The organism is Acidobacteriota bacterium, from assembly GCA_016196065.1.
Lineage (GTDB): Bacteria > Acidobacteriota > Terriglobia > Terriglobales > Acidobacteriaceae > Acidiflorens.
The window spans coordinates 492,606-518,012 of sequence record JACPYL010000010.1; the positions used below are offsets into that span (position 1 = coordinate 492,606).

Sequence of the window (25,407 nt, forward strand, 5' to 3'; positions counted from 1 at the left end):
GTAGTTTGTTCGCGAGCGCACTCATGGCTGACAAGACCGACTCCACCGCGATGACTGTGAACAACGTCCTCCCTACCAAGGTGGACCCCAGTTCGCTGCGCTTCGAATCCAACATGCGCGCTCTTGCCGACCTGGTTGCTCAAGTCCGCAATGAAGAAGAGATCATTCGCGAAGGCGGCGGTCCAAAGGCAATTGAAAACCAGCACTCCAAAGGGCGCCTTACCGCCCGCGAACGCATCAACCTGCTGGTTGATCCCGGTTCATTTTTTGAACTCGGAAGTTTTGCTGCCCACGGCATGTATGAGGAGTGGGGATCCGCTCCTGCCGCTGGCGTGATCACCGGATTGGCCCGAGTTCATACGCGTCTCGTCATGTTGATCGTGAACGACGCCACCGTAAAGGCCGGGGCCTTTTTCCCGATGACCGCGAAAAAGGTTATTCGCGCGCAGAACATTGCGATCGAAAACCGTATTCCGACCATCTACCTAGTGGATTCCGCTGGCGTGTTTCTTCCTCTGCAGGAAGATGTTTTCCCCGACACCGACGACTTCGGCCGCGTCTTCCGCAACAATGCGGTCATGTCCGCGATGGGGATTCCGCAAATTGCCGCCATTATGGGGATGTGCGTCGCTGGCGGCGGCTACCTTCCCGTGATGTGCGACAACGTACTCATGACCGATGGCAGTGGACTATTTTTAGCCGGCCCCGCGTTAGTGCAAGCCGCTATCGGACAGAAAGTTTCCGCTGAAGAACTGGGCGGAGCCGCGATGCACGCTGCCATCAGCGGCACGGTGGACTTCCGCGAGCCGAACGATCAGTCCTGCCTGGCGCGCATCCGCTCGTTGGTAGAGAAATGGGGCTATCGCCGCCGCTCGCTCTGGGATCGCAAACAGCCGATCGATCCTGCCATGACAGCCGAAGAGATCTACGGCATCTACGACTCCTCGCCGGCGCGGCCTTACGACATGAAAGAAGTCCTGGCACGGATCGTCGACGAAAGCCGATTCGACGAATACAAAGCCGAATATGGCAAGACAATTATCTGTGGGTATGCGCGCATTGGTGGATTCGCCGTCGGCATCGTTGCCAATCAGAAACTGCACGCCCAACAGACTGACCATGAAGGCCACAAACGCGTTGAGTTCGGCGGTGTCATCTACACCGAGTCTGCCGAAAAAGCCGCGCGCTTCATCATGGACTGCAACCAGAACCTCGTTCCTCTCGTTTTTCTTCATGATGTCAACGGCTTCATGGTAGGCCGCGACGCGGAATGGAGCGGCATCATCAAAGCTGGAGCCAAGCTGGTGAATGCTGTGTCGAACTCCGTTGTCCCGAAGATCACCGTGATTGTCGGTGGCTCCTTTGGAGCAGGACACTATGCCATGTGCGGCAAAGCGTATGACCCGCGTTTCGTATTCGCGTGGCCGACTGCAAGGTACGCGGTCATGAGTGGAGAGTCCGCCGCCGGCACGCTGGTAGAAATCAAAGTCAAGCAACTCGAACGCAGTGGCAAGAAGTTGACCGACGAAGAAAAGAAAGAACTCTTCGATTCCGTGAAGAAGACTTACGACGAACAGACCGATCCGCGGTATGGCGCTGCCCGCCTGTGGATAGACAAGATCATCGATCCAATGGAGACGCGGCAGGCGATCACCCAAGCTCTCGAAGCCGCAGCGCTGAATCCGGAAGTGCCGGAGTTCAGGGTGGGAGTGCTGCAGACATGATTCACCACGGAGACACGGAGCAAACTTCTTCAAGAAGCTCTCACGGAGAAGATATTTGGAGCCGCGATTGAAGTTTATCGCGCACACGAGGCGCAACTTCTGAAATATCTGAAGCGGACCAACAAGGAATCGGTCTGATCATCAACTTCAATGTTGCAGTGTTAGTAAAAGGCGGCATCGTGAGAGAGGTTTTATGAAGCATTCGGTTTTCTCCGTGCCTCCGTGTCTCCGTGGTGAAAATGTCTGAAGGTATCAAACTCATCGAATGTCCCCGCGATGCCTGGCAAGGCCTCAAAGGCCAGATTCCGACCGATCTGAAAGCTAACTATCTGCAGGCGCTGATCAGCGCCGGATTCAAGCACATCGATGCCGTCTCGTTCGTCTCTCCCAATGCTGTCCCGCAGATGGCCGATTCCGAAGATGTTCTGAAGCAACTCGATCCCCCCGATGACGTAGAGATCATCGGTATCGTCGTCAACGAGAAGGGTGCGCAGCGGGCGATCAAGACGGAAGCCGTTCGCACACTCGGTTTTCCGTATTCCATTTCCCCGACATTCCTCGAAAACAATCAGCGCCAGACTCTTGAAGATGCGATTGAGGAGCTAGAAAAGATCGAGAAGCTAGCGAGCGACGCCGGCCTCGAAACCGTCGTCTACATCTCGATGGCATTCGGCAATCCCTACGGCGACCTCTGGACGATTGAGGAAGTGGTCGAAGCTGTCGCCCTGCTCGAAGCGCAGGATATCCACATGATCTCGCTCGCCGACACGGTGGGCATGGCCTCTCCAGAGAAGATCAAAGAAGTTGTTGCCGCCGTGATGGCGAAATATGACTATCTCGAAATCGGCGTTCACCTGCACAGTCGTCGCGATGAGGCCGCCGCGAAAGTGCTCGCCGCCTATGATGCCGGATGCCGCCGCTTCGATTCTGCGATTGGAGGCCTGGGCGGATGCCCGTTCGCACAGGATGACCTGGTCGGAAATTTACCGACCGAAAAAGTGATCGAAGCACTGAAGTCGCGCGGCACGCAGTTGCCTGTGTTGAAGTCGCTGGATGGGCTCGTAAGAGCATCGACGGAGATTGGTGCGCGCTATAAGGCGGCTTTAGAGCAATAAAGCCCGCGTTAGAGCCATAAAGCCTGCAGGCAATTTGGAGACTGTCATCCTGAGCGAAGCGAAGGACCTGCTGTCCTCGGGGCACGAAGGGAAAGCAAATCCTTCGCTCGTCCTCGGCTTCGCCTCCGGACGGCTCAGGATGACAGTGCGCAATTGCGCCTCCCAAAACCGAACAAAACGGTTGTGATGAACGGCACCGCAATCGACCGTCAAAGCCGCCATCCTGCAGCGTGCCCAATTTCTACGTCTACATCATGGCGAGCAAATCCCGTGTCCTTTATGTGGGCGTCACGAGTGATATTAGAAACAGAGTCTGGGAACACAAGCACGGCGAACTTCCTGGCTTCACCAGCAAATATCAAGTCCATCGTCTTGTATACTTCGAACGGTTCCAGTATGTGACGCACGCCATCGCGCGCGAAAAAGCAATCAAAGGGTGGCTGCGAAAGAAGGAGATTGCGCTCATCGAAGCGGAAAACCGTAGATGGGAAGACCTGAGCGACTCATGGTACAAGGAGCAGGTCCTTCGCTTCGCTCAGGATGGCAGTTCTCATAGTAACAACGGCCCTGGTTACAAAATGAACTACAGCACCCTTCAACTCGCATTCGAGCACGGCATCGCGACCGTCACTCTCAACCGTCCCGAGAAGCGCAACGCGATCAGCTACGAGTTGATCGACGACCTCGGGCGTGCGCTGGATGAGGTGAAGATTTCATCTGCTCAAGTGCTGATTCTCACCGGAGCAGGGAAGGCCTTCTGCTCGGGCATGGACCTCGACAATCTGAAAGCGCTCACCGGTCGCACGCCGGAGCAAGGTCTCGCCGATACCAGGAAAATGGCGGCGTTGTTCCGCGGCCTCTACGATTTTCCCAAGCCGACCATTGCCGCAGTCAACGGGGCCGCCGTGGCGGGAGGCACCGGACTCGCGACGCTCTGTGACTTTACTTTGGCAGTGCCGGAAGCCAAGTTCGGGTACACCGAGGTAAGAATTGGCTTCGTGCCCGCAATCGTTTCAACCTTCCTGCTCCGCCAGGTGGGAGAAAAAATTGCCCGCGACTTACTGCTGACCGGCCGGCTCTTCGACGCTGAGGAGGCCCTGCGGATTGGCCTGATCAACGAAATCGTTTCACCAGAAAAATTGCACGCTCGCGCCCGTGAACTCGCAGCCCAGTTGATGGAGAATTCCCCCGCATCTCTCGCTTATACCAAGCGGCTGTTGAGCGATCACGCGCGCGAAGAACTGGATGCGCAGATTGAGTCCGCTGTCCGCGAGAACGCCGCCATCCGCGACACCCCCGATTTCCGCGAAGGGGTGACGTCATTTCTCGAAAAGCGCAAACCGAAGTGGACGGGGCAATGAATCACGCGGTCAACGAAACCCGCATCCGTGTCCGCTACGCCGAGACCGATCAGATGGGGATCGTCTATCACTCCAACCATTTCATCTGGTTCGAAGTCGGGCGCGTTGAACTGCTGCGCCAACTTGGCTTCACCTACAAAGAAATGGAAAAGGAAGACGACTGCCACATCGCCGTCGTTGACGCGCGCTGCCGCTACAAGGCTCCCGTGCTTTATGATGACGAGGTTCTGGTACGTACCTATCTGAAGAACGTTCGTGAAAAGCTTATCCACTTCGGATACGAACTGGTGCGCGCCGGAACCGGAGAATTACTCGCGGAAGGCGAGACCACGCACATCGTCGCCGACAGCCAGTTGAAGCCTAGATCTCTGCCGGAAAAATACATGAAAGCGTTCCGCGCAGCCGTCACAAAAGTCGAATAGCGAACGACGAAGGACGAACGACCAACGACCAACGACCAACGACGAAACCGAGAACTCTTTTGAAAGCCCTTCACATTAACGGAAACGATCTGACCTTAGAGGCTGTGCGCGAAGTTGCTGACCTCAACGCCCGCCGCCCCGTCCTACTCGACCCCGATGCTCGCGAAGCGGTCGACCGTGCTCGTGCCGTCGTCGACAAACTCGTTGCCAACGACAAAGTTTCGTACGCCATCACGACCGGCGTCGGCAAGCTGAGTGACGTCCGCATTGTCGGCGACCAGATCCGCGAACTCCAGGTGAATCTGGTGCGATCGCACGCAGTCGGCGTTGGCGAACCGCTGGCAGTTTCCGAAACCCGCGCCATGATGCTGCTCCGAGCCAACTCGCTCTCCAAAGGACACTCCGGAGTGCGCGCGATCACTATCGACACGATTTGCGAAATGCTGAACCGCGGAGTCACCCCGTTCGTTCCATCGCAGGGAAGCGTAGGCGCAAGCGGCGACCTAGCTCCGCTCGCGCACCTGGCGCTGGCATTGATCGGTGAAGGCGAGTGTTTTGACGACAAAGGTGCGCGCATCCCTAGCGCCGAAGCTTTGAAACGTGCGCAGATCAAGCCGCTTGTGCTCGAGGCCAAAGAGGCCGTGTCGTTGATCAACGGTACCCAGGCCATGCTCGCGGTCGGGACGCTATCCCTGCTTGCCGCCGAGATCCTCGCCGACACCGCCGACGTGATTGGCGCGATGGCCTGCGATGCACTCAAGGGCACCGACGTCGCCTATGACGAGCGCATTCATCATGCACGCCCGCATGCCGGACAAACTAAAGTCGCCGCGAACTTACGCCGCCTCCTCGAAGGCAGCCAGATCCGAGACTCCCATCGCGATTGCGGACGCGTACAGGACGCCTACTCTCTGCGCTGCATTCCGCAGGTGCATGGCGCTGTCCGCGACACGCTCGCGCACTGTCGCGCCACATTTGAAATCGAAGCAAATTCCGCGGTCGATAACCCGCTCGTCTTTGTGAAAAACCCAAAGGCGAAAGACGGCGAAGGCGACGTGATCTCGGGCGGCAACTTTCACGGTGAGCCGCTAGCGTTTGCTCTCGATTTTCTCGCCATCGCTCTCAGTGCTCTCGCCGGGATGAGTGAACGCCGCCTCGAACGTCTGGTCAATCCTGCGCTCAGCGAAGGTCTGCCCCCGTTTCTCGCGCCCGGCGCGGGACTCAACTCCGGCTTCATGATGCCGCAAGTTACGGCAGCCTCGCTGGTCAGCGAAAATAAGGTGCTGTCCCATCCTGCGTCGGTCGATTCGATCACCACCTCGGGCAACAAAGAAGACTATGTTTCGATGGGAATGACTGCCGCCATCAAACTGAAAAAGGTAGTGGATAACACGCGCAACGCGCTCGCCATTGAGGCGATGGCCGCCGCTCAGGCTATCGACTTCCTTGCGCCGCTCAAGACTTCAAAGCCACTGCAACACGCGCACGCCGCTATCCGCGCCGTTTGCGCCACCATGGACAAGGACCGGGTCATGTATCAAGACTTCGCGAGGATTGCGGAGACGATCGCGGCGGGTAAGGTGGCGGAAGCAGTGCGGTAAGTCGATTGCCGGGAGTAACTCAAGAAACCTGGCTACTTACTGTAGCAAGATGGTAGCGCTCGGGGGTTCGATGTCCGGGATCACCAAACTCCTGCTGTCGGCAGCTCTGCCGATCCTATCGTTGAACGGACTCGCACAGCCATCCACGCCTGCGCCACCTCGCTCCATCTTGATCAACGTTGTGGATCACAATGGAAATGCGGTTCGAGATCTGGCTAAAGACAATTTTCGCGTCAGGATCAACAAACAACCCGTTGCAGTCCTTAGCGCTGAGTACAGTCTCGCGCCCCGCCGGATCGTGGTTCTCCTCGACGTAAGCGGGAGTATGGCTGGCAACCGAGACACTGAAAAGTGGCGGATTGCTCGCGAAGCGGTGGAAGAACTCCTTGCCCAGACTCCCGCAGAAGTTCCGATCGCGTTCTTAACCTTTTCAGATCATGTACAGGACGTATTCGATTTTCGTAAAAGCCGGGCGGCTATTTCCCGATGGTTTGACGAGACACCGGCTCAACTCGATTATCCGAAAGGTCGAACTGCGCTTCTCGACGCGGTCGTAGCCGCCGTCCGCTTGTTCCGGGCACCACGCGCAGGTGACGCGATCTACACCATCACCGATGGCGGCGACAATAGTAGCCACGTGTCATCGAAGCAGACCAAGGCCGCATTGCGGGCGGCGGGCGTCCGGTTCTTTGGCTTTATGTTTGCAGATCCAGCACCGGGGTTCTTCGAAGAAGTTGGCTCCGTCAATTTGTTGGGAGAGTTGGCTGGCGATAGTGGCGGCTTCGTTTTCGGTATTTCCGGCAAAAGCGCTCTTACCGGAATGTCTGGATGGCCTTCTTGGGATGCTCACTACGTTTTCAACCAGCAAACCCACGACAAAATCAAAATCTTTACCCAGGCCCTCAATATCCAAGTGAATGGTTTTTATGCGGTCCAGGTCGCTGCCCCCGAGCAGCGCGGTAAGGCACGAATGGTCTCGCTTGTGATCGTGGATGGAGCCGGCCAACCCAGGAAGGACGTGACTTTCAGCTATCAACGGACCTTGGCCGATGAGCAATAGCGCGGGCTAGGCCAGGCAAACGAATTTTAGGATCAAACGTTCGCTCCGCTCCCCGCCGGCCCCAGCTCCCCTGCGATCCCCTTCATTGCCTCAATGCAAAACGCGATGTGCTCTTCTAGTTCCACGCCCAAATCCGCCGCGCCGTTGATGATGTCGTCGCGATTCACGCTCCGGGCGAATGCTTTGTCTTTCATTTTTTTCCGAACCGACTTGGCCTCGACTTCGGCGAGCGATTTGCCGGGCTTCACCAACGCCGACGCGGTAATGAATCCCGCGAGTTCGTCGCAGGCAAATAGAGCCTTCTCCATGGGTGTGTCGCGCGTTACGCCCGAATACTCCGCGTGCGACATGATCGCGCGCCGGATTTCCTCCGGCCAGCCGCGCTCGGCGAGAATCTCATTACCCCTGTAAGGATGATCTTCCTGGCTCGGCCAGCGCTCGTAGTCGAAGTCGTGCAGGAGTCCAGTCAGCCCCCAAAGCTCTTCGTCGCCGCCGAGTTTTCGCGCATATGCGCGCATACAGGCTTCGACCGCGAGTGCATGCTTCCGCAAACTTTCCGATTGGGTGTACTCAGTTAGTAACCCCCATGCTTCTGCCCGTTCTTTCATGTTTTCTTCCTGTTTTCTGCCGGTTTTCGCGGATTAACTACGTGTATTTTGCAGCATCTACCGTGATTCGCCGCACTTTCTTGTTGACATCCACAGCCCTGATCCGCCAGATTACCCTGCAGTTGGCTTTGAGAGTAGCCCCGCTCTGGCACTCGCAAACCCTGAATGGCCACTACACTTGCTCCCGTCGATTCACGGGAGGTTATTCGCTGTGATCGCTGTCTACTGGTTCAATTCCGTACAACCAACAATTTGTGTCGCCGGTGCCACCTGTCTTTGGACGAGGACGAGGCCGAAATGATTGCGCCCGATCCCATTCCACAGATCATGCCGATCAACGGCAATGGCCGCGGCCATCTGAATCTGGCAAACTCGATCCGCTCCCTGCGACTGCGCAGCGGTTTGAGCCAGCGTCAGCTGGCATTGCGAATGTCGGTGCCCCGCACCTACGTCTCGAAAATTGAAAACGAAAAGGCGACTCCGACCTTGTCATCGCTGGAACGGCTGGCGCGTGCGCTCGAAGTGAGTGTACCCGACCTGCTCTCCGGGGGAGAACGCAACCGTCAGGAAGAAGTTCGCGAACTGATGGAAGACCAGTTCGTCATGGACATCCTGCCCTTCGTCGCACAACTGAACGGCATGCAGATGTCGAGCATCCTGACGCAAGTAAGGGATCTTACCGTGCGGCCGCGGCGGAGTGCGTAGGACAGCTTCGGGCTGCGAGCCGCGAGCTTCGAGCGAGGGCGCTTTCGGGAGGGCACGGCTTCAGCCGTGCCAATAGGCTTGCGTTTGAGTCGGGGCTTTAGCCCCGGGGCTTGCGGCCCACAAAGTTTTATCCGGGCAACCTGCTAACTGGACAGCCGGAACCTTCGGGTTCCGGCTTTTTTGGGGCGAATGATCTCCAACTGCGAAGAGGAACTACTGCTGAAGGTATTTGGCAATCCAGTCGGCGAGGTCTGGCTCGTCAACGATCGTCCAGGAATGCGGATTGCGCTTCCCGGGTGGCCTGAACCCCTTGCCGCTAGTCGTGATCAGCTCGGCTCTTGAGTTGCCGAGGGCCCGTAGTTGCAGGGTGAGGGCCGCCTGGTCAACTGCGTTGATCGTGTAGTAATCAAATCCATAATTTTCCAGCCACCAGACCACGTCCGGCTCGGTATAGAGTCGAATGGGTATGTTCTTCAGCAGTTGGGCATTGCCTCCGTCTTTTTCTGAAGCCAGAAAGGGCGACCGGATGCGGTAGGCCTGGTGGACTTCAGTCGGAGAACCTCCCATTGCCCAACGCATTGCATCAAGAATCGCCTGGGATTCCTCCAGCGCGGATTTCGGATTGCCGCGCCGTAGATTCAATTCCTGCCGATTCCACCAGCTCTCAAAATCCAGGGGCGCATCCACGGAGAAAATGGCAACGGGCCGGGAGCGGGCGTCGCAATTGCCGTTACTGCAGTATTCGGAGTAGCGGACCGCCCCTGTACCTCCCGCAGAAATGCCACCTACCACCAGACTCCCGGCGGGAAGCTTGAGCTCCTGCACCACTTCTCCGATGATTGCCTTCAGGGTCACGAGATCGTCGTCCACCAGGTAACCGCTGGCGCTGACCACGAGTGTGGCTACATTCTTCTTTGCGAGCATCCCAGGCAGTCCGGCCGATGAGAACTCGTTCGCATCCGTGCCGTAATACGGGAGCATCACCACCAGCCCGCGAGCGGGGCGGGATGACCGGTAAAGGCGATAACAGTTGTTGGACGTCTTCAGCTGCTCGCGACACACAACTCCGTCGTCGGAGGCAGCAGCAAGCGTGCTGCTCAAGGACAAAACCAGAAAAGTGATTCTCAAGCAACGCAAAGGTACGTTCATGTTCCTCCACTCATCAAGTCAGTACGAGAGGGCGATGAGGTTTGTTCAAAGTTGTCACTCTCCTGTTCGACGCCCGATGAATAGTAAAGAACCTGGCGATTGTCGCGGCATCAAGATAAACGCTAATTGACAGTGGTTAAGCAGTGTACTGGCAAGTGTCCCAATTGTTATCTGGGCAACCTGCTAACTGGGCAACCGGAACCTTCGGGTTCTGGCTCTAAGGAATCACTGGTGCATCGGGGTGAAGAATTGGGGTGCGAGGCTCCGTTTTAGGCTTTGTCGCCCGAAGAGTACGACCGATCCCCAGCAGTAGACCGGCAACCAGCCCTCCTAGAGCAAACAGCCAGCGGTTCGGGAACGCGGGATCCTCGGGTAGGCTGGCAGGATTCAATACGCGCCACTGCTCGCCCATCTGTTGAGCCTCCAACTGCGCTGCCAGTTCCGCCCGCGCGAGCTTGCTCCGCAGATCTTCGTAACCTTTCAGGTCAATATCATAGTCGAGGGCCAGCACCTTGTAAGTCGCCTCGGCCTCGGGGCTGCGCGGTGCCCGATCCTTTCCGCTGGCGAGAAGCTGCGCGCCCAAAGTCGACAGATTGGCTTTGGCGTCACTCACCTGCCTCTTCAGGAAATCGGTAGTCTCTTCAATTCGGCCCTCCCGATCCCTCAAGTTTTCTTCCATAAGCAATCCGGTTAGCTCGTTGCAGATTTGCTGCGCCCGCCTTGGGTTCGAGTTGGAGTAACTTACGGTGATCCCGGGAAAGTTGCTCAGGACGGGCTCCTTCTGGGCAGCCGAGACATCGTTTTGTGAAAGATCAGGGTCAACCTCAACCGACGTGTCCACCCGGATCTCCTGGATGAGCGCCGATTGCTCTTCCGCGTTTGTAATACCTAAGTGCTCTACGATTGGTCGCAGCCGACTTCCGGCAAGCACCTGCTGTTGGATGGTCGCCAGGTGCCTCCCGAAATCATCCGTGATCAAAGACGGCACGATGTCTTCCGTTACGGTTTGCTTCCGCACCAGCAGCAGCGATTGCGATGTGTACTTCGGAGGAAATGCATAAGAAATCAGGAATCCGCCGAGCAGCGCCGCCATTGCCGACGTCAAAATCACCCGCACCCGACGTCGCGGACCAACGCGGGCACGAGTTCTATTTTCGACTTCTGTGGCAATCACTGGACGCGAGGACCAGAACCTGCGTTTCATTTCCATGGGCGGGCATTCTACACCAGTTGATAAATATCCAGCGGCAGTTATTAAGTTCGAGAGCGCCTCGTTGTCGTAACCGGGGGCATGAGCTCTAAGATCGTAAGAGATAGATGTCCCATTGCCAAGACGGGGCCCCTCGCATCGTGAAGTTAAATGTTTAAGAAATAAGCCATTTACACGCAGGAACATCATTTTTGAATACGTGACGAAAGTGCAACCTCCTCACTGTATCAACCGTTTTTCTAACTCCGCCACCCCGCCCTTACACTGTTAGCAGCGTCTCATCGTGAACCGAAACCGATCTTGGTTCTTACAGGGCGGCGCATTGACGCTGTCCCTGAGCGGCGTAAGCCGCACCCCCGCCGATGAGATGGCTTCTCGACAAACTGGCTGTCTGACGAGGCTGACGTGAACAAACATCTGGCCGTGCTTCTGTTGACCGCGGTTTCTTTCGTGACCGCGCAAGCGCAATCTTCTTCTGCCCAACCGGACGTCGTCGTCCGCACCACCAAGGCTATGCATTACCGCCCCGGCGGCACGAGCAAAATCGCGTTCCAGGGTACCGATCTGATGCAGCGCGGTTCCGGCGAAGCGAAGGTTGAAGCCAAGAAGACCAACATCCAGATTGAAGCCAAGTTTGAGAGCATGGAAGACGCCACCAAGTTTGGCCTGGAGTATCTGACCTACGTGATGTGGGCCGTTTCTCCGCAGGGCCGCGCCGTCAATCTCGGCGAAGTCAGCCTCGATCACGGCAAGGGCCACGTGAAGGCGTTCACCGACTTCCAGACCTTTGGCATGATCGTTACCGCCGAACCCTATTCCGCCGTGACCCAACCCGGCAACATGGTCGTGATGGAAAACGTGTTTGAAGGTTCCGGCGGCGAAGAAATCAGCGCCAAATACGAATTGCTCCGCAGCGGGACTTACTCGTCGAACAACACTCGCATTGAGAACGCCATCTTCGGTATTGATCCCAAGACGCCGCTGGCGCTGTTTGAAGCTCGCAATGCCGTGCGCATTGCGCACGTCGCACATGCGGACCAGTACGCAACTTCCATCCTGACGAAGGCGGAACTGCAACTTCGGCAGGCCGAGGAAGCTTACCGCCAGAAACAGCCGCGTCCGTCTATCGAGGCGGCGGCTCGCGAAGCCGCCCAGACCGCCGAAGAATCACGCGTAATGGCAGTTAAGCAAAAGGCTGAGGAAGATGCGCAGGGCCAGGCCGCCGCTGAAAAACGAGCGGCAGAAGAAAGAGCCGCCCGTGCCCGCGAAGAAGCCGACGCCCAAGCCCGCGCTCGCGTCGATGCCGACAACGCGCGTGCCCAGGCCGAAGCTGCGCGAGCGCAGGCCGAGGCCGCCAAGGCGGAAGCGCAACAAGCCGCCGAAGAAGCAGCTCGTCAAAAAGCCGAAGCTGAGAAAGCGAAAGCGGAAGCCGTCGCCCAGCAACAGGCACTGGCCGTCGAGGCCGACAAGGCGCGCAAAGCCGCCGCTGACTCCGATCAACTCCGCCAGCAAGCCGAAAAAGAAAAGCAGGAAATGCGGGCGCGTCTCCTGCAACAACTGAACAGCGTGTTGGCCACGCGCGATTCTGCTCGCGGCCTGATCGCCAACATGTCTGACGTTCTATTCAAAAGCGGCAGCTTCGAGTTGCTGCCTGGCGCCCGCGAGCGTCTCGCGAAAGTGTCGGGCATCGTACTTGCTTACCAGGGTCTGCGGCTCCAGGTGGAAGGTCATACCGACAGCATCGGCACGGACGAATACAACCGCCGCCTTTCCGAGCAGCGAGCCGAGGCCGTCCGCGACTACCTGGTCGCGCAGGGCATCTCGTCGGAAGCAATCACCTCCAGCGGCTTCGGTAAGAGTGAGCCTGTCGCCTCCAACGACACGCCCGAAGGACGTCAGCAGAATCGTCGCGTGGAACTGGTCGTATCCGGGAATGCCATTGGAAATACGGCCGATGCTGGCGCGGGCGGTGCCGCTTCGCTGAGTGGACAGAAGTAAAAGGCTTCCTCTCACACTCCTGCGTGATGGCAGTCACCCCGATTGTCGGGCCTCTCGCGATAGGCTTTGACTTCGGGCACCGCCATCATGAATTCAGAGCGCACCAACGATCGAGGTGTATGGCTGCACGGCCCTCTCGGGCAATGTCCTGCACCCGCGGACGATGTCGCCCATCCCTGGCGCCTCATTCTGCTGGGAGCCCCCGGCGCCGGCAAGGGTACGCAGGCCGATCTTCTGCACCGGGAACTCAAGGCGTGTCATCTCTCAACTGGAGACGTGTTTCGCGCCGCAGGCAAGTTGAACGCCTGCGATCAGTCTCCGGCCATGAAGGAAGCGCAGGAGTATATGCGCCGGGGCGCACTCGTGCCCGATGCTACGGTGTGGGAAATGGTGCGTGAGCGGGCGGGTTGTCTGCAATGCCGAGGTGGTTTCATCCTCGACGGATTTCCGCGCACGCTGGCCCAGGCAGAAGCCCTGAAGGGGCTCCTCGAGAGTGAGCACATCCCGCTCAGTGGAGTCGTCAACTATGAACTGCCCTTAAATGAAATTATTGCCCGGCTGAGCGGAAGGCGCACCTGTGCGCAGTGCAAAGCGGTCTTTCACGTGACGCACCAACCGCCCGCGGTGGAAGGGAAGTGCGATCGCTGTAGTGGCCCTCTCGTGCAACGCGAAGATGACCGCCCTGAATCGATTACGGTCCGCATGGAAGCCTACAACCGCAGTACGACTCCCCTGATTGATTTTTATCGGCGTCTCGATCTACTGGTGCCAGTAGCCGCAAACGGATCTCCCGAAGAAATCTGCGCCCGCACCACGTCTGCCCTGCAGGCGCGGGCAGAGCGAAATCACCAGCCGCTGACTTCGCCTTCGCACCCATGATGACGGTCTGCCTCACTAGTCCGATTTCCATCCAAGCCACCAGGCGTATAGAATCTACCGCACGTTGTTGTTCGGGATCACGGGATGAGTAAGTTGCCCTCCAATCCTGACAAGCGGCAACCTGTAGCTTCTGCACTCAAGAGCATGGCTGAAACCCTCCTCTCGTCCAGCCTTCTGGAAGCCATCCCCGACGCTATCGTGGCAGTCAACCGCGGCGGCGTCATCGTGCAGGTTAATTCTCAAACCGAAGATCTCTTCGGGTATCCCCGCAGCGAACTCATCGGACAACGAGTCGAGATGCTTGTCCCCGAGCGCCAGCGGTCCCAGCACCATCATCATCGGGATCAGTACGCAGAAGGCCCAAAAATCCGGCGGATGGGAGCAGGTCTCGATCTATATGGACGGCGGCGCGACGGGTCGGAGTTCCCGGTGGAAATCAGTCTGAGCCCAGTTTCCTCCGGCTCCGAGATGCTGGTCCTGAGCGCGATTCGCGACGTCAGTGACCGCAAACGCATCGAACAGGAACTGCGCCGTGCTCACGAAGAACTAGGCCAGAGCAGCAGCCGCCAGATCCGCGACTTCCAGCAACGCCTGGCTCTGATCGTCGATTCCTCCCAGGACGCCATCATCGGCAAGAGTCTCGACGGCGTAATCACGCACTGGAACCAGGGTGCGGTGCGCATGTACGGGTACGCGGCGGAAGAGGCGATCGGCAAATCGATCTCGATCCTCGCGCCCCAGGATCGGCCTGACGAAATCCCGGAGATTCTCAAGAAAATTCGCCACGGCGAGCGCGTTGAATATTTTGAAACCGTGCGCATCACCAAAGACGGCCGATCGTTGCACGTCTCCATTTCTGTGTCTCCCATCCACGATGGGGAAGGACAGATCGTCGGTGCATCCGCGATTGCTCGAGACATCACGATGCAAAAGCGTACGGAAGATCAGTTGCGCCACGCGCAAAAGATGGAAGCCGTAGGCCGGCTGGCCGGGGGAGTCGCGCACGATTTCAACAATATTCTGGGAATCGTCATCGCGTGCACAGAACTTCTGTACAGCCACAAAGATACCGCGGGCGATTCCCGCCAGTATGTCGACAACATCAGGAAGGCCTCCGACCGCGGTGCTGCGCTGACCCGCCAGTTGCTAGCCTTCAGCCGCAAGCAGACGGCGAAGCCCCACGTTCTCGACTTGAACGACCGCCTGAAGGAAATGACAAAACTCCTTCACCCGCTGATGGGTGATGATGTGCAGGTTGTGGTGCAGCCTCGCACGCCATACGCGATTGTTGAGGCTGACCCTGGCCAACTGGATCAAGTCGTCATGAATCTCGCCGTCAATGCGCGGGACGCAATGCCCAAAGGCGGCAAGCTCATTATCGAAACTGCTCTCCAGGAATTCGATGAGGTCTTCGCTCGCCAGCATCAGTCCATGGTTCCCGGACGCTATGTGATGTTGTCCGTCAGCGACAACGGAGCCGGGATGGACGAGGACACCCTCTCTCATATCTTCGAACCGTTCTTCACGACCAAAGAGACCGGCAAAGGCACGGGCCTGGGACTCGCAACCGTCTATGGCATCGTGAAACAGAGCGGTGGCGACATCTGGGTCTACAGCGAGCCCAATCGCGGCACGACTTTCAAAATCTATCTCCCCAACGCCGACCACAAGATTGGTGAAATCCCCGAGGCCAGCACCGAGGCATCGCCTCGCCGGCGTGACGGAACCACCATACTTCTCGTCGAGGATGACGCCCTGTTGCGCAGCCTCACTCGGGAAATGCTGGTGGAGCATGGCTACACCGTCCTCGAAGCCTCGGACGGAAGAGCTGCGCTCCAGACCCTGTCATCCCACTCCGAGCCCATCGCTCTGACCCTGACGGATGTTGTGATGCGAGGCATGAGCGGCCCCGAATTGGTTTTGCAACTTCTCGAGCTGCATCCCGCCATAAAGATTGTCTACACATCCGGCTACACGGGGGAGCTCATGGTCGAGCACTCATCCGCCGGAACGGGAATCGTCCTGTTGGAGAAACCGTTCACCCGGGGAGAGTTGTTGAAGACTCTCGATGATGTTCTCGGATGATTGGATGGGGCTGACGAGCAGTGTCAACAGTGCGGGCCGGAGGAACGCTCCTGTAGCATCGACCGCATCCCAGCATGCTAGACTCCACCCAGAATGCCCGGTGATCCAAACCCTGAAGCTGAAGACCACTACTACGCTGCCCTCGATCTCGTCGCAGAAGGGGAACATGAAAAAGCCGTGGCGGAGTATGAAAAGGCGTTGGTTGCCGACCCCACCTTCACGGATGCTCTCCACGGTCTGAGCCGAGCTTTGCAGGATCTGAGCCGCTTCGACGAAGCCATCGAAGTCTCGAAGCGCATTTCTGGGATCGATCCCGACGATGTCCTCGCCCACACCAGTCTTTCCATCCTGTATCAGAAGAAGGGCATGGTTCCCGAAGCCGAAGCCGAGGGAAACAAGGCACGCGTGCTGGGATGGAAGCAGCAATTAAAGAAGAAGGTGTGACCAGCAGTTCGCTTCGCCGGTTCCCGGACGGCTAGTTGCTCGTGCTCTTCTCCGGCAGCGAAAACGCAAACAAAGTTGTGCCAGCCGGGATCACAACATACTGTCGCCCCTCGAACTGGTAAGTGATTGCGGTCGTATAGATTCCGGCGCCGAGCTGGATGTGCCACAGGTCGCGGCCCGCCTTGGCATCGATGGCGATCAAGTTGCCGTCGGAATCACCGCCAAATACCAATCCTCCCGCAGTTGAAAGCACGCCGCCATTGGGGTTGCTGAAGTATGGAAATTCCCACGCCTGCTTTCCGTTGAGTGGATCGACAGCTTTGATCGCCCCAGTCGGCCGTTCGACCGGATCAGGCACATAGATGCTTCCGATAAAATCATGCCCCGCGCGATATTGTTGCGGCGCGCCGGTGAAGAGGTCGCACTGATTCGTCGTCGTAACATAGAGCAGGCCAGTGTCCGGACTGTAGGACGGCGAAAACCAGTTCGTGAGACCAATCGCCGATGGGCAAACTCGAACGCCCTTTGCTCCCGGAATCGCGTCAGGATTCAATTGTGGACGCCCGTCTTCGGAAATTCCTTTTGCCCAGGTGACCGTGCCGAAACCATTTGCAGAGAGGAACTTTCCGTTCGTGCGATCGAGGACGTACAAAAATCCATTGCGGTTGGCGTGAACCAGTAGCTTACGAGGCTTGCCCTGCCAGTCTGCGTCTACCAGCACTGGAATCTGCGTGGAGTCGTAGTCGAACAAATCATGCGGTGTGAATTGGAAATGCCATTTGAGTTTGCCAGTGTCCGCGTCCAGCGCCAGCATGCTGTTGCTGTAAAGATTGTCTCCCAGTCGATCGCCGCCATAGTTGCTCGGCGACGGATTTCCCGTAGGCCAGTAAATCAGATTCAGTTGCGGATCATAGGACCCCGTGATCCACGCCGGTGCGCCGCCCGTCTTCCACGAATCTCCAGACCAGGTATCGTGTCCCGGCTGTCCCGGACCGGGCACCGTGTCGAACCGCCACAAACGCGCGCCGGTGTTCGCATCGTAGGCATCGACAAATCCACGAATGCCATATTCTCCGCCTGCGACGCCCACAATCACTGCGTTCTTTACCACCAGCGGCGCAACCGTAAACGAATAACCCTGGCGGTAGTCCGCCGCGATCACGTCCCAGACCACGTTGCCCGTCTTGGTATCAAGCGCAATCACGTGAGCGTCGAGAGTCGCCATGAACAGGCGGTTCCCGAGAATCGCGAATCCGCGATTCACCATTCCGCAGCAGGCAATAACCTTCGGTGGCAGAACTCTCTGGTATCTCCAGATCGCTCGGCCTGTGCGAGCGTCAATTGCAAATGCCCGATCATTAGGCCCGGTAGCGTACAGGACGCCATCTACCGCCAGCGGAGTCGTTTCAAACTGGCCCAGCTCCGCGCTCTGAAAAGCCCACTGCAGGCTAAGCTGCGAAACATTTGTGGTCTTGATCTGATCGAGACTGCTGTACCGCCAACTGGAATATCGCCCAGAGTATGTGAGCCAGTTCTGAGGCTCGGCCGAAGAGTTCACCAATCGTTCAGGACTCACCTGGGCGAATCCATTCGCGCAGACGATCAGTAGTAGACCAAGGAACACCGCATGTTGCTTCATCCAGGTAACCCTCAAATGTGTATCGGAACGTACTGCTGAAGCTCAGTCCTGCCGCAAGCTTTCCAGGTAGGCCACGAGGTGGTCCAACTCCGTTGCACTCAGTACATCTTCCGGGTATGCAGGCATCAGAGATTTCTGTTCGTGCGTGATCTGCTTCAAATCCCTTTTCAAGAGCAGGTGAAGGTTCTGACGCCGGTCCATCAGCTGAATCGAAAAAGTGTCTTCGTTCTTTGCCGTCCCGACGATCTTCTCTCCGGTTGCGGTAACAACCGTCACCCTATTCCATACGAGTGGCGGACCAAAATGGCTGTTTGGATCGATCATTGCGGCGCTCAATTCCTTGTCAGGTTGACGAATTGACTCGCCCAGGTAAGCTGCGGATCGGCCTGCTCCCACTCGCGAGAGGTCGGGCCCAAGTACTCCGCCTTTGCCTTTCACCATATGGCAATTCGAGCATCCCTTTTTCTCAAAAAGCTGTTCGCCTAAGAGTCTGTCTCCAGTTGTGGTGGATGATTTGGGCGGTGCAAGCGATCGCAGGTAGGTGATGATGGTCCACACTTCGAGATCTTCAAACCCATTGGCGGGCATTTCGGTTCCCGGCACGCCCGTCGTGATCGTGTGAAAAATCTCCGTGTCGCTTGATCCGTGAACCCATCGCCCAGAAGTCAGATCCGGGCCTCGACCTCCGCCCTTGGCGTTCGGCCCGTGGCAAGGCGAGCAGTTGGCGCGAAACAGCGAAGCACCCTCCTGAATGGTTGCAGGACTCGCCGCCACTGGATTCGCCGTCGCGTCGTTCTGTCCTGCGAGGGGTGAGATCAGAAGCACAGCAACCGCAATGATCAAGGACAATGCGAACCATGCCCCTCGCTTCGCAGGATTTTGAGTCACATTCGCCACGTAGTCTCTCCCGTTTCGATCTGAGCTTTCCGATGGATGGGAATGGTACACGTTCCCCCATCAGTCCTCCAACCCAGCGCTACAATAGATGCGGAGTCTCCTATGCGAGAAGTCGTCCTGGTTTCATCCGTCCGCACCGCTGTTGGTCGCGCGTTCAAGGGAACATTGCGCTCGACTCGTCCCGATGAACTGGCCGCCGTCGCCATTCAGGGCGCATTGGCGCGCGTGCCGCAACTGGATCCCAAGGAAATAGAAGACGTCATCCTCGGCTGCGCAATGCCCGAGGCCGAGCAGGGAATGAACGTTGCCCGCATTGCGTCATTGCGTGCGGGACTGCCGGTGGAAGTGTCGGCCGTGACCATCAACCGTTTCTGTTCTTCAGGACTGCAGGCTATCGCGATGGCCGCCGAACGGATCATGGCCGGCGGCGCTGAGGTCATGATTGCGGGCGGCACCGAGTCCATGTCAATGATCCCCATGGGCGGCAATAAAATTTCGCCGAATCCCTGGCTCGTCGACCATTATCCCGACGCATATCTCTCCATGGGACTCACCGCGGAACGCGTGGCGACTCGCTTCGGAATTACGCGCGCCCAATGCGATGAATTCTCCTTCCGGAGCCATCAGAAAGCTCTCGCAGCGATCGCCGCCGGAAAATTCGAAGACGAGACGGTGGCCGTGCCGGTTAGCTTTGCAACTCCCAACGGATCGAAACCGAAAAAGCAGGAAATCGCATTCAAAGTCGATGAAGGTCCGCGTGCCGATACTTCCATCGAAGCACTGGCCGCATTGAAGGCCGCGTTCCATGTGAAGGGCGTTACTACCGCTGGAAATTCGTCGCAGATGTCAGACGGCGCCGCCGCCGCGATCGTCATGTCCGCCGACCGGGCGAAAGCCCTCGGCATCACACCACTCGTGCGTTACGCCTCCTTCGCGACTGCCGGATACAAGCCCGAAGAAATGGGACTCGGCCCGGTCTTCGCAATTCCAAAAGCCCTGAAGTTGGCTGGGTTGAAACTCGCCGACATTGACGTGATCGAATTAAACGAAGCGTTCGCCGCCCAGTCGCTCGCCGTTATCAAGGAAGGCGGGCTGGATCCCGAGCGCGTGAATCCGAATGGTGGTGCGATCGCTCTGGGCCATCCGCTGGGATGTACCGGCGCAAAACTTACCGCCAGCGTGATTCGCGAATTAAAACGCCGGAAAGTCCGTTACGGATTGGTCTCTATGTGCGTGGGCGGCGGGATGGGTGCAGCCGGAATTTTTGAGAATCTTAACTAAGAGCCGTAAGGTGTCGGGCCAGTAGTTGCAAGAAACTCTGCCCTACTAACTCATCAGCGATCCGTGCCCGCCGGGAGTATAATCTGCTTGTTAGTACGGCGGCCCCACGAAGTCCCGGAGGTGCCTCTTGCGCTTATCCCACCTTGCGATAGTGCCTGTTCTCTTTGTCGCCTCACAATTGCTGGCTCAGCATCAACCGGGCAACGGAAGTTCGAGTTCCAGCGGTTCCAGCGCGGGATCGAGTTCGACCAGCAGCTCCAGTAGTCCCTCCCCAAGTTACTCCGGAAGTTCGGGGAGTTCCAGTTCTTCGCACAGTAGTTCGGACCATAGTGCCAGCTCATCCTCCAGTTCCTCTTCGTCATCTGGCTCTTCCAGTAGTCGCGGCTCCGACAGCTCCTCTTCGTCCAGTTCTCGTGGATCGACCAGTCGCAGCACGAATGATGGAGGCGGGACGTCGCACTCTCGAGGCGACAACTCTGGTCCCGACATCTCTCGAACTGGACGTGAACGTGGTGGTCGTGATAACCACACGACGTCAGAATCGGGGCATTCGCCTTCGTCAACCCGCTCCGATACCATGTCGCGGCCCGAGCGGAAGGTGTCCGACAATAAACCTGCCATCGACAAGAAGGGCACAACGGACCGTGTCAGGATCGAAGGTCAGGCCGACACCAAGCGCGAGAAAAAGGGCCTTTTTTCCTTCTTGAGACATCATGGGAAGGAGAAGCCAGTAGATCCCAAACTCCGTGCGACTGAGAAGTACACGCCTCCCAAACGATGCAAGGTCGGTGAGACCTGTCCCGTGTGTGGTGTGGGCCAACACTCCGTCAACGGTAAATGTGTCCCGGATCCGGTTGCGGCTAACGCGTGCCCACCGGGTGAGCCTTATGGTAGCGGCAGATGCTCGCCCTACCCGGCATCTTCGCTTTGTCCGAGGGGAGCGATTTGGGATGGCATACGGTGCGTGGCCCATAGTGACTCTTGCGACAGTGCTGCGCTCGTTGCCCAGGAATTGCGTGCAATTCAGTCGCAGATGCGAATGGCTTGTTCCCCCGATCCGTCGACTCTGCAGTGCAGGGACCTTCAACAAAAGCATGAGAGCGCTTTATCACGTTACCGAATGTACTTGAATGCAGCCCCACCAAGCTGCCGGGGTACGCTGCCCGATCCTGCATCTCTGTAGAACGATAAACTCGTGAGAAGTGACACGAAATTGTATGGACGGGAGCGTAGTCCGATCATTCGAACTCGACTTCCTCAAACCCCATACTGCGTATCAAACTCATCATCGTAGCCCGCGCGTTCTCCTGCGCCTTCTGCAGAATGCCATCCGCCAGTGCTGACCTCCGCAGTTCGCGCTCGGCGTCGTCGCGCACTTGCGACTCCAGGTTCGGATCGGTAGGCACGAGCAGCCCAGTTTGGCGCGAGTAAACACGAGTCTTCGAACTATCCAGACGAGTCACCAGTACCTGCGCCTGCGGAATTTTCATGCGAACTTTCTTGCCGTTCACCGTAACATCACTGGCCTTGAGCATCTGAAAATCGATGCCTGCGATCACTTCCCCGTGGACCATGAGCAGCAATCGATCTCCCGCAAGAAAATCGGGCAGGATCGCACTCCCTTTTTCCCCGGTGACGATCTTGTCCATGGTATAAACCACGGTTTCGAGCCTCTGCAGTTTCTGAATACGGTCGACTACCGTAGGCTGACTCATGTCGGTGTGCGTGGTTCTTTGCAGCCATGATCCGACCGTGCCAGCGAGCCCTTGCGAAGCGCGTACGATCAAGAACAGGCCCAGAATGGCCACCAGTGCCCCGGCAAGAAACGACAGCGCCATAACCGTAAAAGACCGTGGCCTCCGTGCTGCTTCCGGCGAATGCACACCTTGCGGACGCTCGATCGCCATAACGGTTTCCTCAGCTAGAAATTTGTATCCCCACCTTATACACTTTTTAGTGTCCACGTAAGCAAGACGCGCGGCGATGTTCTTCGCCGCCCGCCCATCTCAGGAGGGCAATTCATGGCTACTACTGCGATTCTTAAAACTAAGATCCTCGGGGGCAGCTTTCTGCTGGAAGAGCGGCAGACTGCCGACGTTTTTACTCCAGAAGACTTTACCGAACAGCACCAGTTGATCGGACAGACAGCAGAAGAGTTCGCCATTAACGAGATTCTTCCGCAAGCTGACAAAATTGAACACAAAGACTTTGCAATCTCGCGTGATCTGCTGAAAAAAGCCGGGGACCTCGGTCTCAGCGCGGTTGAAATTCCTGAGGCCTACGGCGGCCTGGAGATGGATAAAGTCACGGCCGCGATCATCGCCGACAACATCGCCAAATATGCCGGATTCGCCACCACCTGGGGTGCGCACAGCGGGATCGGCCTCTTGCCGATCGTCTACTTCGGGACCGAAGAACAAAAGAAGAAATACCTTCCCAAACTTGCAGCGGGCGAGATGGTCGGCGCGTACGCGCTTTCCGAATCCTCGTCCGGATCGGACGCTCTCAACTGCCGCACTCGAGCCCAACTTTCGCCTGACGGCAAGCACTACATCCTGAATGGCGAAAAAATGTGGATCACCAACGCTGGCTTCGCCGATCTCTTCACCGTGTTCGCTAAGATCGATGGCGAAAAATTCTCGGCGTTCCTGATCGAGCGCAATTTCCCGGGCTTCTCGGTGGGCGCGGAAGAGCACAAAATGGGCATTCGCGGATCGTCCACTTGTCCGCTCATCCTGAACGATTGCAAGGTTCCGGTTGAAAACTTACTGGGCGAAGCGGGCAAAGGCGCCACCATCGCCTTCAACATTCTGAACGTGGGACGCTTCAAGTTAGGTGCCATGTCGGTGGGTGGCGCGCGGGTCTCGCTCGAACAGGCCGTGGCGTACGCGAAACAGCGCAAGGCATTCGGAAAAGTGATTGCTGATTTTGGGCTGGTGCGCGAAAAGATTGCCAACATGGCAACGCTGATTTACGTCGGCGAGTCGCTCGTATTCCGCACCGTCGGCATGATGGATGACCTTCTCGCAGGCGTCGACAAGGCCAGCCCCGACGTCGCTAAGGAAACCCGCAAAGCCATCGAAGAATACGCCGTCGAATGTTCGATCCTCAAGGTATGGGGATCGGAGATGATCGACTACGTAGTGGACGAGACTATGCAGATCTACGGTGGCTATGGATTCGTCGAAGAATATCCGGCGGAGCGGACCTATCGTGATGCCCGCATCAACCGCATCTTCGAAGGCACCAACGAGATCAACCGCCTGATCATTACTGGATTTCTACTCAAGCGCGCGATGACTGGCCAGTTGCCGCTCATGCCCGCGATCAAGAAACTAATGGACGAAGTTCTCAGCGGTCCCTCCGCTGGCGAAGACATCGAAGGCCCTCTTGCGGAAGAACGGAAACAAGTGGCGAACGCCAAGAAACTCGGCCTGTTTGTCGCCGGTGCAGCAACTCAGAAGTATATGCAGGCCATTCAGGATCAGCAGGAAGTAATGGGCGCGATTGCGGATATGACCATCGAAATCTATGCGATGGAATCCGCCGTACTTCGTACCCAGAAACTGATCGAACAAAAAGGCGAAGCGGCAGCCGCGCTTCCGCTTGCAATGACGCGCGTTTATATCACGCAGGCATTGGAGAAAATCGAAGCCGCCGCGAAAAAAGTTATCGCCGACGTGGCGGACGGCGATATGTTGCGAACGCAACTAGCAATCCTGCGAAGACTCGCCAAACACGAACCGTTTAATACCATTGGTCTGCGTCAGCAGATCGCACAGAAAACCATCGAGGCAGGGAAATACCGGTTGAACTAATCCTTATTGAGATTGAGCCCACCGATTCGAAGGCTCGTGGAGCGGGTCAGCCGGGGCGCAGTCGTGTGCGATCGGCTGCCTCGCGAATTTTCAGGACTTGCCGCTCTACGTGTCGCCCGATGATCCGAAACCGTTTTGCGCCCTCGGCTCCCTCTGGTACAAATAGCAGCGCGACCTTCCGGAGAAAATATGTCGAAACGAAATATCCTGATTGTGTTAACGCTCCTCATCGGTATCTGTGCAGTTTCCGCGATTGGCCAGGAATCTGTTTCCTCCAAACTCGCGCTCACCCCGCCCATGGGATGGAACAGCTGGAATAAATTTCAATGTAACGTCAGCGATGAAATGATCCGCCAGATGGCCGATGCGATGGTGAAATCCGGCATGAAGGATGCCGGCTATCAATATGTGGTCATCGACGATTGCTGGCAAGTACGTCGCGATGCGTCGGGAAACATTGTTGCCGACCCGCAGCACTTTCCCGCAGGGATCAAGGCTCTAGCCGACTACGTGCATTCACTCGGCTTGAAGTTCGGAATCTATTCCGATGCCGGGTCCGAGACCTGCGCCGGACGGCCCGGCGGCCTGGGCCACGAATATCAGGATGCTCTGCAGTATGCCGCCTGGGGGGTCGATTATCTGAAATACGACTGGTGCAAAACCACCACGCAGGATGCCAAGGCTTCGTATGCCAACATCCGCGCCGCGCTCGACACCGCTGGTCGCCCCATCGTGTTAAGTATCTGCGAATGGGGTAAAGCCAAGCCATGGTTGTGGGGCGCAGAAGTCGGCGGCAATCTGTGGCGCACAACCGGTGACATTCAGGACCGCTGGTCAGGAAAAATAGAATGGACGCCCGGCGATTGCTGCAGCTTCGGCGTGGTCGACATCATCGACGCCGAGGCGGACATCTACTCCTATGCCGGTCCCGGCCACTGGAACGATCCCGACATGCTGGAAGTCGGCAATGGGGGCATGACTGACACCGAGTATCGTTCGCACTTCAGCTTTTGGTCGCTGCTTGCCGCTCCGCTGATCGCGGGAAACGATTTGAGAAGCATGCGTCCCGAAATCCACGACATTCTGACAAACAAGGAAGTGATCGCCATCAACCAGGACGCGCTAGGCCGTCAAGGAAGGCGCGTGTGGAAGAAGGGCGACAGCGAAGTGTGGGCGAAACAACTCCAGGATGGCAGCCGCGCCGTGATTCTCTTTAACCGCGGATCCGCACCGCAGGAAATTGCCGCCACATGGGAACAGATCGGCTATCCGGGGCATTTGAGTGCAACGGTTCACGATCTGTGGCTGCATCAGGACGTCGGTAAAGCAACCGGGAAGTTCGCAGCCACCGTTCCCTCGCACGGCGTAATCATGGTCACGATCAAGCCGTAAGAAAATAGCGTCCGTAGAG

21 protein-coding genes are annotated in these 25,407 nt (G+C 57.4%); 14 read left to right on the forward strand and 7 right to left on the reverse strand.

Going from position 1 to position 25,407, the window contains the following annotated elements; translation table 11 throughout:
- Positions 1–50 precede the first annotated feature (50 nt).
- From HY010_05460 to HY010_05485, 6 genes are all read left to right on the forward strand, one after another.
- Positions 51–1,724, forward strand: a complete 1,674-nt coding sequence (locus tag HY010_05460) for an acyl-CoA carboxylase subunit beta (protein MBI3475157.1) — start codon at positions 51–53, stop codon at positions 1,722–1,724.
- A gap of 239 nt (positions 1,725–1,963) precedes the next feature.
- Complete coding sequence (locus HY010_05465) at positions 1,964–2,839, forward strand: hydroxymethylglutaryl-CoA lyase (protein ID MBI3475158.1); 876 nt, start codon at positions 1,964–1,966, stop codon at positions 2,837–2,839.
- 254 nt (positions 2,840–3,093) lie between these two features.
- A complete protein-coding gene (locus HY010_05470) occupies positions 3,094–4,200 on the forward strand; it encodes an enoyl-CoA hydratase/isomerase family protein (protein MBI3475159.1) in 1,107 nt (368 codons plus the stop codon).
- Positions 4,197–4,622, forward strand: a complete 426-nt coding sequence (locus tag HY010_05475) for an acyl-CoA thioesterase (protein MBI3475160.1) — start codon at positions 4,197–4,199, stop codon at positions 4,620–4,622. Before HY010_05470 ends, HY010_05475 begins: the two co-directional genes overlap by 4 nt.
- A gap of 59 nt (positions 4,623–4,681) precedes the next feature.
- The gene (hutH, locus tag HY010_05480) at positions 4,682–6,223 is read left to right on the forward strand and encodes a histidine ammonia-lyase (protein ID MBI3475161.1); all 1,542 of its coding nucleotides are present in this window, start codon (positions 4,682–4,684) and stop codon (positions 6,221–6,223) included.
- A gap of 70 nt (positions 6,224–6,293) precedes the next feature.
- Positions 6,294–7,283 carry a VWA domain-containing protein gene (locus tag HY010_05485; protein MBI3475162.1) on the forward strand — a complete coding sequence of 330 codons (990 nt, stop codon included), beginning with the start codon at positions 6,294–6,296 and terminating at the stop codon, positions 7,281–7,283.
- A gap of 32 nt (positions 7,284–7,315) precedes the next feature.
- Here HY010_05485 and HY010_05490 read toward each other — a convergent pair whose 3' ends face one another.
- Positions 7,316–7,891, reverse strand: coding sequence for an HDIG domain-containing protein (locus HY010_05490; GenBank protein ID MBI3475163.1), 576 nt, complete (start codon positions 7,889–7,891; stop codon positions 7,316–7,318).
- Positions 7,892–8,056: 165 nt separating this feature from the next.
- Here HY010_05490 and HY010_05495 point away from each other — a divergent pair, with 165 nt between their 5' ends.
- On the forward strand, positions 8,057–8,596 hold the full coding sequence (locus HY010_05495) for a helix-turn-helix transcriptional regulator (protein ID MBI3475164.1): 540 nt from the start codon (positions 8,057–8,059) through the stop codon (positions 8,594–8,596).
- 213 nt (positions 8,597–8,809) lie between these two features.
- On the opposite strand, the gene HY010_05500 is transcribed toward HY010_05495, so the two are convergent.
- Together HY010_05500 and HY010_05505 are read right to left on the reverse strand one after the other, a co-directional pair.
- Positions 8,810–9,745, reverse strand: coding sequence for a hypothetical protein (locus HY010_05500; protein ID MBI3475165.1), 936 nt, complete (start codon positions 9,743–9,745; stop codon positions 8,810–8,812).
- Positions 9,746–9,962: 217 nt separating this feature from the next.
- Positions 9,963–11,144, reverse strand: a complete 1,182-nt coding sequence (locus HY010_05505) for a hypothetical protein (protein MBI3475166.1) — start codon at positions 11,142–11,144, stop codon at positions 9,963–9,965.
- Between the two features lie 216 nt (positions 11,145–11,360).
- On the opposite strand from HY010_05505, the gene HY010_05510 reads away from it, so the two are divergent.
- From HY010_05510 to HY010_05525, 4 genes are all read left to right on the forward strand, one after another.
- Entirely contained in the window at positions 11,361–12,953 is a 1,593-nt protein-coding gene (locus tag HY010_05510) for an OmpA family protein (protein MBI3475167.1), read from the forward strand.
- Between the two features lie 87 nt (positions 12,954–13,040).
- The gene (locus tag HY010_05515) at positions 13,041–13,832 is read left to right on the forward strand and encodes a nucleoside monophosphate kinase (protein ID MBI3475168.1); all 792 of its coding nucleotides are present in this window, start codon (positions 13,041–13,043) and stop codon (positions 13,830–13,832) included.
- An 84-nt stretch (positions 13,833–13,916) separates the two neighbouring features.
- Entirely contained in the window at positions 13,917–15,917 is a 2,001-nt protein-coding gene (locus tag HY010_05520) for a PAS domain S-box protein (GenBank protein ID MBI3475169.1), read from the forward strand.
- A 93-nt stretch (positions 15,918–16,010) separates the two neighbouring features.
- Positions 16,011–16,361: a tetratricopeptide repeat protein gene (locus tag HY010_05525; protein MBI3475170.1), complete on the forward strand. Its 351-nt coding sequence runs from the start codon at positions 16,011–16,013 to the stop codon at positions 16,359–16,361.
- A gap of 31 nt (positions 16,362–16,392) precedes the next feature.
- On the opposite strand, the gene HY010_05530 is transcribed toward HY010_05525, so the two are convergent.
- Both HY010_05530 and HY010_05535 read right to left on the reverse strand, forming a co-directional pair.
- Positions 16,393–18,000: a PQQ-dependent dehydrogenase, methanol/ethanol family gene (locus HY010_05530; GenBank protein MBI3475171.1), complete on the reverse strand. Its 1,608-nt coding sequence runs from the start codon at positions 17,998–18,000 to the stop codon at positions 16,393–16,395.
- Between the two features lie 42 nt (positions 18,001–18,042).
- The gene (locus tag HY010_05535; protein MBI3475172.1) at positions 18,043–18,897 is read right to left on the reverse strand and encodes a c-type cytochrome; all 855 of its coding nucleotides are present in this window, start codon (positions 18,895–18,897) and stop codon (positions 18,043–18,045) included.
- A 102-nt stretch (positions 18,898–18,999) separates the two neighbouring features.
- On the opposite strand from HY010_05535, the gene HY010_05540 reads away from it, so the two are divergent.
- Positions 19,000–20,178 (forward strand): acetyl-CoA C-acyltransferase, encoded by a 1,179-nt coding sequence (locus HY010_05540; protein ID MBI3475173.1) that lies wholly within the window; start codon positions 19,000–19,002, stop codon positions 20,176–20,178.
- A gap of 276 nt (positions 20,179–20,454) precedes the next feature.
- On the opposite strand, the gene HY010_05545 is transcribed toward HY010_05540, so the two are convergent.
- Together HY010_05545 and HY010_05550 are read right to left on the reverse strand one after the other, a co-directional pair.
- Positions 20,455–20,667, reverse strand: a complete 213-nt coding sequence (locus tag HY010_05545) for a hypothetical protein (protein MBI3475174.1) — start codon at positions 20,665–20,667, stop codon at positions 20,455–20,457.
- A gap of 749 nt (positions 20,668–21,416) precedes the next feature.
- Positions 21,417–22,085, reverse strand: a complete 669-nt coding sequence (locus HY010_05550) for a DUF4230 domain-containing protein (protein MBI3475175.1) — start codon at positions 22,083–22,085, stop codon at positions 21,417–21,419.
- A 114-nt stretch (positions 22,086–22,199) separates the two neighbouring features.
- On the opposite strand from HY010_05550, the gene HY010_05555 reads away from it, so the two are divergent.
- Positions 22,200–23,996: an acyl-CoA dehydrogenase family protein gene (locus tag HY010_05555; GenBank protein ID MBI3475176.1), complete on the forward strand. Its 1,797-nt coding sequence runs from the start codon at positions 22,200–22,202 to the stop codon at positions 23,994–23,996.
- A gap of 189 nt (positions 23,997–24,185) precedes the next feature.
- Positions 24,186–25,388, forward strand: coding sequence for a glycoside hydrolase family 27 protein (locus HY010_05560; GenBank protein ID MBI3475177.1), 1,203 nt, complete (start codon positions 24,186–24,188; stop codon positions 25,386–25,388).
- Positions 25,389–25,407: the final 19 nt, after the last annotated feature.